We start from the raw sequence: 13,390 nt of genomic DNA, 5'->3' as shown, positions 1-13,390 counted from the left end.
GACAGGAATGAGCGGATATATTTTATGTCAGTTAAAACGAGCAGAAATTCCCTATTATATCGAGAATATCAGCACAAATATTTATAGCATTGAGGAGCTGTGCTACTATTTTTACCATAACATTTATCTTCTGGATGAAAGTATTTTAAACGAGCATCTCTGTGACTGGATACGGAAGGAATTCGGTCTGGAGAAATTATATCGCCGTCTTTACAAGGTATTGGAAGAAGATATGGGAACAGGAGAATTTATTCTTGCTGTATTTAAGGAAATCAATTATCTGACACATCAGGAATTTAAGAAATTAAATGAGCAGATTTCTCTTTTGGAGCAGCAGCCCAAGATTCTCCGTGAGAAGAAAAAGGGAGATTATCTGGTAGAAAACAAAATGTATGTAAATGCTGTGAAGATATACGAAAATGCTCTTTTAAAAGAAGATAAAGAGGGGCTGGGAGAACAGTTCCGTGGCGGCATTTATCACAATATGGGATGCGCTTACTTGCATTTGTTTCAGTTTGAGGAAGCAGCAGAATGTTTTTTGAAAGCATACCAGTTTTTACATACAAAGCAGGTTCTTTCTCATTATCTTATGGCGTGCTGTATGGGAAATCCGGAAGAATTTTCGGGCATATGCAACCGTATGGGAGCTTCTCCCCAGATGCAGGAGGAAATAAAAGAAAAGCTGAAGGAAGCCGGTGAAAAGGTGGAGGAACCGCAAAATCAGGAGCTGGGAAAATGTTTAGAAAGTTTTATTAAGGAATATCACAGAAGCACAGGATTTTAGAGAATGGTTTTTTTCGGGACTATTTTCGTCTTGTGTTTTTAAAGGTAATGATATATAATCCAGATGTATTACACTGAGTAAGTATAAGAAAGCAGAGGTAAGAAGAATATGAGTACAGACAGATATGTAAGCCCATTATCCGAACGTTATGCAAGCAGAGAAATGCAGTATATTTTTTCTCCGGATATGAAATTCCGTACATGGAGAAAGCTGTGGATTGCTTTGGCTGAAACAGAAAAGGAATTAGGTTTGAATATTACCCAGGAGCAGATTGACGAATTAAAAGCCAATGCCGACAACATCAATTATGAGGTGGCAAAGGAAAGAGAAAAACAGGTTCGTCATGATGTTATGTCCCACGTTTACGCTTATGGAGTACAGTGTCCGAAAGCAAAGGGAATTATTCATTTAGGTGCAACAAGCTGTTATGTAGGTGACAATACAGATATTATTGTGATGACAGAAGCGTTAAAGCTGGTTCGTAAAAAGCTGGTGAATGTTATTGCAGAATTGGCAAAATTCGCAGAGGAACATAAAGCTCTGCCAACACTTGCATTTACTCATTTTCAGCCTGCACAGCCTACAACAGTAGGAAAGAGAGCAACTCTTTGGATGCAGGAATTCTTATTAGATTTAGAAGATTTAGATTTTGTACTTAGTACAATGAAACTGTTAGGATCTAAAGGAACAACAGGAACACAGGCAAGCTTTTTAGAATTATTTGATGGCGATCAGGAAACTATTGATAAAATCGACCCGATGATTGCACAGAAAATGGGATTTAAGGAATGTTATCCTGTTTCCGGTCAGACTTATTCCCGTAAAGTAGATACAAGAGTTTTAAATGTGCTGGCAGGAATTGCTGCAAGCGCTCATAAATTCTCCAATGATATCCGTCTGCTTCAGCACTTAAAAGAAGTAGAAGAGCCTTTTGAAAAGAGCCAGATCGGTTCCTCTGCTATGGCATATAAGAGAAACCCGATGAGAAGCGAAAGAATTGCGTCTCTGTCCAGATTTGTTATGGTAGATGCGTTAAATCCTGCCATTACATCTGCAACACAGTGGTTTGAAAGAACATTGGATGACTCTGCAAATAAACGTCTTTCTGTTCCGGAAGGCTTCCTTGCCATTGACGGTATTTTAGACCTTTGCTTAAATGTGGTAGACGGTTTGGTTGTATATCCAAAAGTTATCGAAAAACGTTTAAGAAGTGAACTTCCATTTATGGCTACAGAAAATATTATGATGGATGCTGTAAAAGCAGGGGGAGACCGTCAGGAATTACATGAAAGAATTCGCGAGCTTTCTATGGAAGCAGGAAGAAATGTAAAAGTAGAAGGTAAAGATAACAATCTTCTGGAACTGATTGCTGCTGATCCGGCGTTTAACATGACACTGGAGGATTTACAGAAAACTATGGATCCTGCTAAATATACAGGACGTGCGGCAGTTCAGGTAGATAACTTCTTAAAGAAAGTAGTTCATCCTGTTTTGGAGGCAAATAAAGAGCTTCTGGGTATGACAGCAGAAATCAACGTGTAAAATACAACAGAAATGAGAGGACATGATATGAAACAGGAAAAGAAGGGGAGAGCTTCGGCGCTTTTACCCATTGGAATATTCCTTGTCATCTTTATCGGTGCGGGAATTATTTCCAATGATTTTTATACAATGCCTGCCATTGTGGGATTTTTAATCGCTTTGGTTGTGGCGTTTTTACAGAACCCCAGAGTGCGTTTTCACGATAAGATTTCCATTATTTCTAAAGGTATCGGAGAAGAAAATATCGTGACAATGTGTCTGATTTTCCTTGCTGCCGGTGCTTTTTCTGGTACGATTAAGGCAGCTGGGGGAGTAGAAAGTACTGTAAATTTAGGGCTTTCTATTATGCCGTCATCTATTGCAGTAGTAGGATTATTTATTATCGGATGCTTTATTTCCGTGTCTATGGGAACATCTGTGGGAACCATTACGGCAATGGCTCCTATTGGTGTGGGGATTGCAGAAAAAACAGGAATTGCTGTGCCGATTTGTATGGGTGCCATTGTATGCGGCGCTATGTTTGGTGATAATTTATCCATGATTTCTGATACAACAATTGCAGCTGTTCGAACACAGGGATGTGAAATGAAGGATAAATTCAAGGAAAATTTCCTTATTGTATTGCCGGCAGCAATTATAACAGCTGTTATTTTCTTCTTTATTGCCAGTGGAAACGCAGGAAAAATTGATGAAGAGCTGAATTATGAAATTGTAAAGGTAGTACCGTATCTGGTAGTGTTGATTGGCGCATTAGTGGGAATTAATGTGTTTGTTGTTTTGATTGCAGGAACGATTTTATCCGCTATTGTAGGTGTGGGAACAGGAGCCTTTGCCATTGGAGAAGTATTCCAGAAAATGGGCGAAGGAATTACCAGTATGTATGACATTACGGTTATTTCCATTATTGTAGCTGCTATTGTAGCTTTGGTAAAGGAATACGGCGGAATTGAATTTATTTTGAATGTGATTAAGAAGCGAATTAACGGACCAAGAGGTGGAGAATTTGGTATCTCCATTCTGGCATTGCTGGTAGACTGCTGTACAGCAAATAATACAGTGGCAATCGTTATGTCAGGTCCCATTGCAAAGGAAATCAGTGAGGAGTTTGACGTATCACCGAGAAGAAGCGCTTCTTTACTGGATATTTTCGCATCGGTAGGACAGGGAATTATCCCTTACGGAGCACAGCTTTTGACAGCGGCAGGACTTTCTGCATTGTCTCCGGTACAGATTATGCCATATCTGTTTTATCCGATTTTGATGGGTGTCAGTGCGGTTTTGTTTATTCTGTTTAGAAGAAGAACGACAAAATAAAAAACAGCAATAGGTTATGTGGCCTATTGCTGCTTTTTTATTTTACTCCGAAATCCAATAATTGCCGAACAGCATTTTTCTTACTTGTGAAATGAACAGCATGAAAACCAAGTGCTCGTGCTTCAGCGATATTGTCCATTAAATCATCAATAAAGACGGCTTTCTGTGGAACGATTTCAAAATCTGTAATCAACTTTTGATAGATTTCCGGTTCCGGCTTTATGCAGTGTATTTGCCAAGACATGTATCCTCCGTCTACAAGCTTTAGAAAATCCAGTTCTTTTGTACATCGGTCATAAACAGGTTTCGCAAAGTTGGATAAAATATAAATTTTATATCCTCGTTTTTTTAAATAACTCAGCCAGTCTTTTGTGTAAGAATAGGTAGAAATGGTTTTTCCCACAGCATCAAAGGTTTCACGAATTTCTTTTTCGTAATCAGGTGCATTGGAAATAAAAGTCTGTAAAAGTTCTTCTTCTGACAGAATTCCACGGTCTGCTTCCGCCCATTCCTTGCTGAGAAAAACGGCTTTGGCTACAGCAGTTCCCGTTTTTTCATCATATCCTAATTCTTTTAAGAGTTTCTTCCAGTCATATTTTGCAAGCACATTGCCAATATCAAAAATCAGCGTATCGATTTCGGAAGCTTCCGCAGAGATTTTGGGTATTTCTTCATTCTTGGGGTGTGTCCATTTGTATACCAGCATAAAAGCATACAAGAGAACAGGTATCACCACAGTCGCATAAAGAGATGCCATAAGCATGCCGCCTGTTTTGGAGTGATCTGTCAGGGATAAAATAAAGGTCAACACGTACATACCCACTAAAAGACCGACTCCGATGATTGCAAGAAGTCGTTTGATATTTTTCACTTCTTAATCTCCCTTACTTGTAATATCTATTGTACTATTATAATAATTTTCGAGGGTATCGTCAATGTATAATGAGAGAATTTTACAATATGAACATGAAACTATGGGAAAAGAAATAAGAGATTTGCTGTATAGGTATCAGGGAAACATTTGGCTTGACAGCGTGGGAAGGAGCTTTGATGACAGAGAAATTTACAGAATAATTGTGGGGAATAGAACAGCAGAAAAGAAAATTTTATTTACAGGAGCCATTCACGGAAGAGAATATATGACAGCAAAGCTTCTGGTAAAACAGACGGAGCATTTTCTTCAGTATATGTGCGAAGGGGGGAATGAGGATTTTGATGTGGCAGTACATGTAATTCCTATGGTCAATCCTGACGGAGCAGCGCTGTGTCATAGGGGCATAGAGGGAATTAGGAAAAAAGAATTAAAAGAAAAGCTTTTGAAAATAAAGGAAAAGGAAGATTTTGTTAGGTGGAAATCCAACGCAAGAGGCGTGGATTTAAACAGAAATTTTGATGCTTTTTGGAAGGAATATTCCTGTGAAAAACAAAAACCTTCTGCGGAAAAATATAAAGGCGCATATCCGGAGTCAGAGGTGGAAACAAAAGCACTTACAAGGCTTACAAGAAAGGAAAAATTTCAGGCAACCATAAGCTATCATTCCTCAGGAGAGGTGATTTACTGGGATTTCGGACAGCAGGGAAAATTAAGGGAAGACACCAAGAAGCTGGCAAAAGTGATAGGAGATACAACGGGATACGAGATAATAGACGGGTGGGATAAAATAGCACCGGCGGGATACAAGGACTGGGCGCTTCTGGAAATGAAAATTCCCAGTGTTACCATAGAAATCGGAAAAGGGGACTCCCCGCTTTCGGAAAACGAATTTCCTGAAATATGGGAGAAAAATAAAGATATCTGGAAGAATATTCTTCGTATTATGTAGGAGAATGAGGGTGCTTTCAAACACCCTCAAAAAGGGGAGGATAAAGTATTTCTACTTTTTCTTTTGTTGTCTGCAGGGAGGGATGCGTCTTTGTATCATCTCCCTGTGGACTATTTGTAGTATAGACAGAAATTGAAAAGTTATACAAAAATAAAAAGAAAATAAAAAAAATTTTACTTTACTCTCTCACTGGTTTCTTATATACTGTATCCTAATAAATTATAAGAGAAGGGAGTAAGACACTGCACAATGGATGAAGATGACTGTACCAATAAGGAAAATCCTTCTGTACATCTGATGTTGCGCTGGATAGGCGTAAGCCTGTATTTGCGGGAATGAGAAAAAAGCAATCAGATATCAGATTATTTAAGGAGGAAAGAAATTGGGAAGTACAATTATTTTTATGATTTTATTACAGGTAGTATTGATTTTATTAAATGCGGTTTTTGCATGTGCGGAAATTGCAGTGATTTCCATGAACGATAATAAAATGGAAAAGATGGCGGAAGAAGGAAATAAAAGGGCGAAGCGGCTTGTAAAGCTTACAAGTCAGCCGGCACGTTTTCTGGCAACTATTCAGGTGGCAATTACCTTGTCCGGTTTTCTGGGCAGTGCTTTTGCAGCAGAGAACTTTTCCGATGTGTTGGTAAAAGGTATTCAAGGACTGGGAATTGCTATTCCGGTTCAGGTTTTAGAGTCTGTTTCCGTTATTTTAATTACCATTGTGTTGTCTTATTTCACACTTGTATTTGGAGAACTTGTTCCAAAGCAGATTGCCATGCGAAAAGCAGAGCCCTTTGCTCTTGGAATTTCAGCTTTGATTGACGGAATTTCAAAGATTTTTTCACCTCTGGTGAGCTTTTTGACATTTTCCACAAACTCTGTTTTAAAGCTTTTAGGCATTGATACAGACAAAGAGGAGGAACAGGTCAGCGAAGAGGAAATTCGCATGATGGTTGATGTGGGAACGGAAAAGGGCACCATTGACTGTGAAGAAAGAGAATTTATACAAAATGTATTTGAATTTGATGATTTATCCGCAGAGGAGATTGTGACGCACAGAACCGACGTGGTGATGCTGGATATGGAAGATGACATGGAAACGTGGAGAGAAACCATTTACCATACCAGATATACCATGTATCCTATCTGTGAAGAAACAGCGGACAAAATTATCGGTGTGTTAAATGCAAAAGAATACTTCCGTCTGGAAGATAAAAGCCGCAGCGTTGTTATGGAGCATGCAGTAAGCCAACCATATTTTGTGCCGGATACGGTAAAAGCGGACGTGCTGTTCCGAAATATGAAAAAGAAAAAATGCTCTATGGCAATCGTACTGGATGAATATGGTGGAATGACGGGAATTGTAACCTTAAATGACTTAATCGAACAGCTGGTAGGGGAACTGGAAGAGGATACCTTTCCCGAGCTCGAGCCTTTGGAAAATGGGGCATGGAAGGTGAGAGGAACGGCATTGCTGGAGGAAATGTCTGAAATGCTGGCAATCCCACTTCCAAGTGAGGAATATGATACCTTTAACGGTCTTGTATTTCATGCGTTGGGGAGTATTCCGCAGGATGGTACAGAGCTGTCTTTAGAAATTGACCGATTATGTATCACAGATATGAAAATTCATAATCATAAAGTCGAGAGCGCAGTTGTCACTATAAAAGAGACCTCTGACACGGAACAATCCGAAGAGGAAAGAAAGTAAGGATTGAAAAAAAGCTGATTTTCGTATATACTGTATCTGTTGAACCAAATGGTGAAATATGAAAATAAAAACAAAAGGCAGGTAAGATACATGGCATTATTACAGGAATGGAGAGATATGGCATACTCTCAGCAGGCTGACAGAGCACAGCTGCAGAAATTCTGGACAGAGTACTTTTTAATTGAAAAGGGAATTTACGAAAAACTTCTCAGCAATCCAAATGAAGTTGTAAAAGGTACAGTAAAAGAACTGGCAGAAAAATTCGATGTAGAATTGATGTCTATGGTAGGTTTCCTTGACGGTATTAACGACAGCTTGAAAATTCAGAACCCAATCGAAGAAATGGATGAAAATACAGAGGTAAATTTAGGATATGATTTAGAAACTCTGTATAAAAACATGGTAGACGCAAAAGCAGACTGGTTATACGAGCTTCCACAGTGGAACAGCATTTTCTCAGAAGAAAAGAGAAAAGAACTGTACTTAGAGCAGAAAAAATCCGGTACTGTTGTAAAAGGTCCTAAAATCGGACGTAACGACCCATGTCCATGCGGAAGCGGTAAGAAATATAAACACTGCTGCGGAAGAAAATAAATAAGTGATAAAGGAACAGAATTTTTTATCAGATACAGGGCAGGCTGTTTGGTAAAAGGTTCTGTTTTTTTATACGATATAGGCTCAGCTACTTCATTTGCAAATGAAATGCTGAGCTTCTATCAATAACAAAAGATTTCTTGTGTAAAATATTATGATAGTTGTATTATTGTAGGAGTAAAAATGGCAGGGATTTGTTTTCTTTTAGGATTTGTCAGTGTGTTGTATTTTCTGGGAATTTGGAGGATGACGGGATTGTCTTCGAAGTTTCCGCTGGTGTGGCTGTTGCTTGGCAGCGGTTTTTTTTTGGCGGGAAGCTTTATTTATTTTGGAATAGAAATTCCGGTATGGTTTAGTGGTCTTATCGGAATTTTTCTAGGTGGATTTCTGCTATTATTGGTGTTTTCGGAGTGCTTGATTATCAGCGCCATGAGACAAAAAGAAGTGAAAAATCTGGATTATATTGTGGTGCTGGGAGCGCAGGTACGGGGAAATGTACCTAGTAAGTCTTTACAGTATCGTATTGATAGAGCAGAGAAATATTTGAAGGAAAATAAAAAAACAAAGGTAGTTCTTTCAGGTGGAAAAGGGGAAGATGAGGGGATTTCGGAAGCACAATGTATGGCAGAGGAGCTTGGCAGAAAAGGAATTGCATTTAATAGGCTACTTTTAGAAAAAAAGTCCAGAAATACAGAGCAGAATATTACTTTTACCATTCCAATCATTCAACAAGATAGTAAAAAGGATTTAAAAGAGTTGAAAATTGGAATTGTTACCAATGGATTTCATATTTATCGTGGCAGCGGAATTGCTCAAAAGAAAATGCAGTGTAAAGTTTATGGAATTGCTGCTAAAAATTCTCGATTTTTACAGGTGAATTATTTGCTTCGGGAATTCTTTGGAGTGATGAAAGACAGACTTCTGGGAAATTTGTAGAAAAAGAGGTTGACAAGTAAAAGATATAGGATATATTATGTGGATAGAAAAAGAACACGTTGACGAGACGAGTAAAATGTGGAAGGTCACAGAGAGGAGTGTGCATGCTGAAAACACTCTGTCACGGAAGCATTTGAAAACTACCTCTGAGTGGCCCTAATCCGGTCCGGTGATTCCGTTATCATCAAATGAAGTGGTTAGTAAAGCATTTGCTTTTAACAAAAAGGGTGGAACCGCGGATATAGATAAGATAATCCGTCCCTTGCAGTCAGAAACAGGCAGCAGGGGACGGAGTTTTTTTATCTTATTGGATATTGAGTCCTATGAAACAAATTCCTTTCCTGCAAAAAGAAAGAGAGGAGAATAGAAATGATTATTACATTAAAAGATGGTTCAAAAAAAGAATATGCAGAAAGTAAATCTGTATATGAAATTGCTTTGGATATCAGCGAAGGTCTTGCAAGAGCAGCCTGTGCAGGTGAAGTAAACGGAGAAGTAGTAGACTTAAGAACACAGGTGTCTGAAGACTGTGAACTGAATATTTTAACAGCAAATGATGAAAAAGGTCTGGCAGCTCTGCGCCATACAGCATCCCATGTGTTAGCTGAGGCTGTGAAGAACTTATATCCGGAAGCAAAACTGGCAATCGGACCTTCTATTGATACAGGATTTTACTATGACTTTGACCATGAGTCTTTCAGCCGTGAGGAGTTGGATGCACTGGAAAAAGAAATGAAAAAAATTATTAAAAAAGGTGCCAAAATTCAGCGTTATACAATGCCTCGAGAAGAAGCTATTAAATTCATGGAAGAAAAAGGTGAGGACTACAAAGTAGAACTGATTAAAGATTTACCGGAAGGAGAAGAAATTTCCTTCTATTCTCAGGGGGATTTTGTAGATTTATGTGCAGGCCCTCATTTAATGAGCACAAAGGGAGTAAAAGCATTTAAACTGATTTCTTCTTCAGGGGCATACTGGAGAGGTGACGAAAAGAACAAAATGCTTTCTCGTATTTATGGTACAGCTTTTAGTAAGAAAGATGAGTTGAATGAATATTTAGAGCAGTTAGAAGAAGCGAAGAAAAGAGACCACAATAAACTGGGACGTGAAATGGGCTTATTTACAACTGTTGATGTTATTGGACAGGGACTTCCTCTTTTAATGCCAAAAGGCGTAATTATGCTGAAAGAGCTTCAGAGATGGATTGAAGATTTGGAAGATAATGAATGGGGCTATGTTCGTACAAAAACACCATTGATGGCAAAGAACGATTTGTATAAAATTTCAGGTCATTGGGATCATTATAAAGAAGGTATGTTTGTACTGGGAGATGAAGAAAAGGATAAAGAAGTCTTTGCACTTCGTCCTATGACATGCCCATTCCAGTATTATGTATACAAAGCAAATCAGCATTCTTACAGAGAATTACCTATCCGTTATGGTGAAACTTCTACTTTATTCAGAAACGAAGATTCCGGTGAGATGCACGGACTGACAAGAGTTCGCCAGTTTACTATTTCTGAGGGACACTTAATTGTAAGACCGGATCAGATGGTAGAAGAGTTTAAAGGCTGTCTTGCATTGGCAAAACATTGTCTGGAAACATTAGGTGTAGAGGAAGATGTTACTTACCATTTATCAAAATGGGATCCGGAAAATAAAGAAAAATATATTGGTGAGCCGGAAGTTTGGGAAGAAACAGAAGGACATATCAGAAATATTCTGACAGAGCTTGGTGTTCCTTTTGTAGAAGATGTAGGAGAAGCTGCTTTCTACGGACCAAAGGTAGATATCAACGCAAAGAACGTATACGGAAAAGAAGATACTATGATTACGATTCAGTGGGATGCACTTTTGGCAGAGCAGTTTGATATGTATTATATTGATGAAAATGGTGATAAGAAACGTCCTTATATTATCCACAGAACTTCTATGGGATGTTATGAAAGAACACTGGCATGGCTGATTGAAAAATATGCCGGATTATTCCCAACATGGCTGTGTCCGGAACAGGTTCGTGTACTTCCTATTTCTGAAAAATATGGAGATTATGCAAATGAAGTTCAGAAACAGTTAAAAGCAAATGGAATTCGTTCCAGCGTGGACAACCGTTCTGAAAAAATCGGTTACAAAATCAGAGAAGCACGTCTTGAAAAAGTTCCTTATATGCTGGTTGTGGGAGCGAAAGAGGAAGAAGACAAGGTAGTATCTGTAAGAAGCCGTTACTTAGGAGATGAGGGACAGAAAACATTATCTGAATTTATTGATGCAATCTGCAAGGAAATCCGTACAAAGGAAATTCGCAAAATCGAAATAGATGCTCAGGGAAACAGAATTGAAAAATAGAGTATAGAATGGCAGAAAAGGGAAATGCTATCACTGATAAATTAAAATTCAGGAGGTAGGAAGATGCCATTATTAAATTGTACTGTTAAAAACTGTTTGTATAACAAGGACGAGTATTGTGCAAAAGGCGACATTCTAGTAGATGGAAGAACAGCGAAGAAATCGGAAGGAACATCCTGTAAAAGCTTTGTGGAAAGAAGAGAAAGTGCAAGCAACAGCTGTGGATGCGGCAGTGCAACTCCTCATATTCAGGTGGAATGTAAGGCTTGCGAATGTACTTTTAACAAAGAGGAAAGATGTGACGCAGAGGAAATCACCATTGCGGGAAGAAATGCCTGCAAATGCTCCGACACAGAATGTGGAAGCTTCTCTGTGAAATAAACAGTAAAATAGCTTTAAACTGACAGCCGGTATGGAGAAAAATCTGTACCGGCTTTTTTTCGCCAACAAATACTTTGCAAATTTTGAAAAAGTATGTTATGCTAATAACGCATCAGTACGGATTTTGAAAATTTCGAGATTTTAACTCAGGTCAATTCAGACAAAATATTTCCAAATAACTAATAATTGAAGAAAAGGTATAGGTCGGAAAGGAATATAGAATGAGAGAAAAATATGAGTCCCTGTCACTTGGAGCATTAAAGGAAGTGGCAAAAGCCAGAGGCTTAAAAGGAATTTCCACATTGAAAAAAAGTGAGCTGGTAGAGCGTATGGTAGAAGAAGACCAGAAAGAGAAAAGTATGGAAAATAAAACAGTTGAAACAAAGAGCGCAGAAAACCAAACGGAAGAAGCAAAAAGCTCCAGAGCGCCGATGGAGCAGTCTGAATTAGACAGCGGTATTACGGTAAAAGGAATTTTAGAGGTATTGCCTGACGGTTACGGATTTATCCGAAGCGATAATTATCTGCCGGGAGAAAATGACGTGTATGTGTCACCGTCTCAAATTCGCCGTTTTAATTTGAAAACAGGAGATATTTTAAAAGGAAATACAAGAGTAAAAAGTCAGAATGAGAAATTTTCAGCGCTTTTATATGTTACGCATATCAACGATATCAAAGCTAATGAAATACATCGTTTGAACTTTGAAGATATGACACCGATTTTCCCAAACGAGCGTCTGCATTTGGAACGTCCGGGCGGAAGTATGGCTATGCGCATTACGGATTTGGTGAGTCCTATCGGAAAAGGACAGAGGGGAATGATTGTATCTCCTCCAAAAGCAGGTAAGACAACACTTTTAAAGGATGCGGCGAAGTCCATTTTAAAGAATAATCCGGAAATGCACCTGATTATCCTGTTAATCGATGAACGTCCGGAGGAAGTTACCGATATCAAAGAGGCAATTAAGGGCAAAAATGTAGAAATTATTTATTCTACATTTGATGAGCTTCCGGAGCACCATAAACGTGTGTCTGAGATGACCATTGAAAGGGCAAAACGTCTGGTAGAACATAAAAAAGATGTTACGATTTTCATAGACAGTATTACCAGACTGGCAAGAGCCTACAACCTCACAGTGCCGCCAAGTGGACGTACCTTGTCCGGTGGTCTTGATCCGGCAGCGCTTCACATGCCAAAGAGATTTTTCGGTGCGGCAAGAAATATGAGAGAGGGCGGAAGCCTTACTATTTTGGCAACAGCGCTTGTAGATACAGGCAGCAAGATGGATGATGTGGTATACGAAGAATTTAAAGGAACGGGCAACATGGAACTGGTTCTTGACAGAAAGCTTCAGGAAAAGAGAGTTTTTCCGGCTATTGATATTGCCAAATCAGGGACAAGGCGTGAAGACCTGCTTTTAACTGCTGAGGAACAGGAAGCAGTGGACATTATGCGTAAGGCATTAAACGGTATGAAGAGTGATGAAGCCACAGAAAATATCTTAAATATGTTCGCAAGAACAAAAGATAACGCAGAATTTGTTCAGACAATCAAAAAACAGCGAATTCTTTCATAAAGAATAGAGGATTTCGGGAATAACACTTGCAATTATTATGAGAATATGATATACTGCAAAAGCTGTTTGAATTTGAAAACGCAATAAAACAATATAAATAATAAAAATATATAAGAGGTGAATAAAATGAGAGAAGGAATCCATCCAAATTATCAGGAATGTACAGTAACATGCAACTGTGGAAATACATTTAAGACAGGTTCTACAAAGTCTGAGCTCCGCGTGGAAGTTTGCTCTAAATGTCATCCTTTCTATACAGGACAGCAGAAAGCTGCACAGGCTCGTGGACGTATTGATAAATTTAATAAGAAATACGGCATGAATAAATAAAAGGTAGGAGAGGCTGAGGTTTTAAAACTTCAGCCTCTTATTGTGTTTG

The 13,390-nt window shown here is 38.6% G+C and carries 12 protein-coding genes and 1 other annotated feature; of the genes, 11 read left to right on the top strand and 1 reads right to left on the bottom strand.

Translation table 11 applies throughout. From position 1 onward, the window contains the following. Positions 1-7: 7 nt before the first annotated feature. From CGC63_RS12445 to CGC63_RS12435, 3 genes are all read left to right on the top strand, one after another. Positions 8-784 (top strand): hypothetical protein, encoded by a 777-nt coding sequence (locus CGC63_RS12445; RefSeq protein WP_003022655.1) that lies wholly within the window; start codon positions 8-10, stop codon positions 782-784. A gap of 108 nt (positions 785-892) precedes the next feature. Further along, on the top strand, positions 893-2,326 hold the full coding sequence (purB, locus tag CGC63_RS12440) for an adenylosuccinate lyase (RefSeq protein ID WP_040351203.1): 1,434 nt from the start codon (positions 893-895) through the stop codon (positions 2,324-2,326). A gap of 27 nt (positions 2,327-2,353) precedes the next feature. Next, entirely contained in the window at positions 2,354-3,640 is a 1,287-nt protein-coding gene (locus tag CGC63_RS12435) for a Na+/H+ antiporter NhaC family protein (protein ID WP_009246495.1), read from the top strand. Between the two features lie 37 nt (positions 3,641-3,677). Here the strand turns inward: CGC63_RS12435 and CGC63_RS12430 are convergent, their stop codons facing one another. After that, complete coding sequence (locus tag CGC63_RS12430; RefSeq protein ID WP_003022649.1) at positions 3,678-4,511, bottom strand: HAD family hydrolase; 834 nt, start codon at positions 4,509-4,511, stop codon at positions 3,678-3,680. Between the two features lie 103 nt (positions 4,512-4,614). Between CGC63_RS12430 and CGC63_RS12425 the strand changes: the two genes are divergently transcribed. From CGC63_RS12425 to rpmE, 8 genes are all read left to right on the top strand, one after another. Next, positions 4,615-5,463, top strand: coding sequence for a M14 family zinc carboxypeptidase (locus CGC63_RS12425; RefSeq protein ID WP_242970493.1), 849 nt, complete (start codon positions 4,615-4,617; stop codon positions 5,461-5,463). A 382-nt stretch (positions 5,464-5,845) separates the two neighbouring features. Continuing rightward, positions 5,846-7,177 (top strand): hemolysin family protein, encoded by a 1,332-nt coding sequence (locus CGC63_RS12420; protein WP_022239572.1) that lies wholly within the window; start codon positions 5,846-5,848, stop codon positions 7,175-7,177. A gap of 90 nt (positions 7,178-7,267) precedes the next feature. Next, positions 7,268-7,771, top strand: a complete 504-nt coding sequence (locus CGC63_RS12415) for an SEC-C metal-binding domain-containing protein (protein ID WP_009246493.1) — start codon at positions 7,268-7,270, stop codon at positions 7,769-7,771. 183 nt (positions 7,772-7,954) lie between these two features. Further along, entirely contained in the window at positions 7,955-8,707 is a 753-nt protein-coding gene (locus tag CGC63_RS12410; RefSeq protein ID WP_003022639.1) for a YdcF family protein, read from the top strand. 50 nt (positions 8,708-8,757) lie between these two features. Further along, positions 8,758-8,973 (top strand) — a binding site (T-box leader). A gap of 103 nt (positions 8,974-9,076) precedes the next feature. Beyond that, the gene (gene thrS / locus CGC63_RS12405) at positions 9,077-11,053 is read left to right on the top strand and encodes a threonine--tRNA ligase (protein ID WP_003022637.1); all 1,977 of its coding nucleotides are present in this window, start codon (positions 9,077-9,079) and stop codon (positions 11,051-11,053) included. A 63-nt stretch (positions 11,054-11,116) separates the two neighbouring features. After that, on the top strand, positions 11,117-11,434 hold the full coding sequence (locus CGC63_RS12400; RefSeq protein ID WP_003022636.1) for a DUF1540 domain-containing protein: 318 nt from the start codon (positions 11,117-11,119) through the stop codon (positions 11,432-11,434). A gap of 221 nt (positions 11,435-11,655) precedes the next feature. Continuing rightward, positions 11,656-13,011 carry a transcription termination factor Rho gene (gene rho, locus CGC63_RS12395; RefSeq protein ID WP_003022635.1) on the top strand — a complete coding sequence of 452 codons (1,356 nt, stop codon included), beginning with the start codon at positions 11,656-11,658 and terminating at the stop codon, positions 13,009-13,011. A 126-nt stretch (positions 13,012-13,137) separates the two neighbouring features. After that, positions 13,138-13,341, top strand: a complete 204-nt coding sequence (rpmE, locus tag CGC63_RS12390; RefSeq protein WP_003022634.1) for a 50S ribosomal protein L31 — start codon at positions 13,138-13,140, stop codon at positions 13,339-13,341. Positions 13,342-13,390: the final 49 nt, after the last annotated feature.

This window comes from Blautia hansenii DSM 20583 (genome assembly GCF_002222595.2).
Classification (GTDB): domain Bacteria; phylum Bacillota; class Clostridia; order Lachnospirales; family Lachnospiraceae; genus Blautia; species Blautia hansenii.
The sequence above is the reverse complement of the archived record's forward strand: the minus strand, read 5'-3'. Positions and strand labels throughout refer to the sequence as shown.

Coding starts and splice junctions, on each gene's coding strand:
- thrS (WP_003022637.1), top strand. CDS start 9,077: ATGATTATTACATTAAAAGATGGTTCAAAAAAAGAATATGCAGAAAGT.
- rpmE (WP_003022634.1), top strand. CDS start 13,138: ATGAGAGAAGGAATCCATCCAAATTATCAGGAATGTACAGTAACATGC.
- CGC63_RS12425 (WP_242970493.1), top strand. CDS start 4,615: ATGGGAAAAGAAATAAGAGATTTGCTGTATAGGTATCAGGGAAACATT.
- CGC63_RS12435 (WP_009246495.1), top strand. CDS start 2,354: ATGAAACAGGAAAAGAAGGGGAGAGCTTCGGCGCTTTTACCCATTGGA.
- CGC63_RS12410 (WP_003022639.1), top strand. CDS start 7,955: ATGGCAGGGATTTGTTTTCTTTTAGGATTTGTCAGTGTGTTGTATTTT.
- CGC63_RS12400 (WP_003022636.1), top strand. CDS start 11,117: ATGCCATTATTAAATTGTACTGTTAAAAACTGTTTGTATAACAAGGAC.
- rho (WP_003022635.1), top strand. CDS start 11,656: ATGAGAGAAAAATATGAGTCCCTGTCACTTGGAGCATTAAAGGAAGTG.
- purB (WP_040351203.1), top strand. CDS start 893: ATGAGTACAGACAGATATGTAAGCCCATTATCCGAACGTTATGCAAGC.
- CGC63_RS12415 (WP_009246493.1), top strand. CDS start 7,268: ATGGCATTATTACAGGAATGGAGAGATATGGCATACTCTCAGCAGGCT.
- CGC63_RS12445 (WP_003022655.1), top strand. CDS start 8: ATGAGCGGATATATTTTATGTCAGTTAAAACGAGCAGAAATTCCCTAT.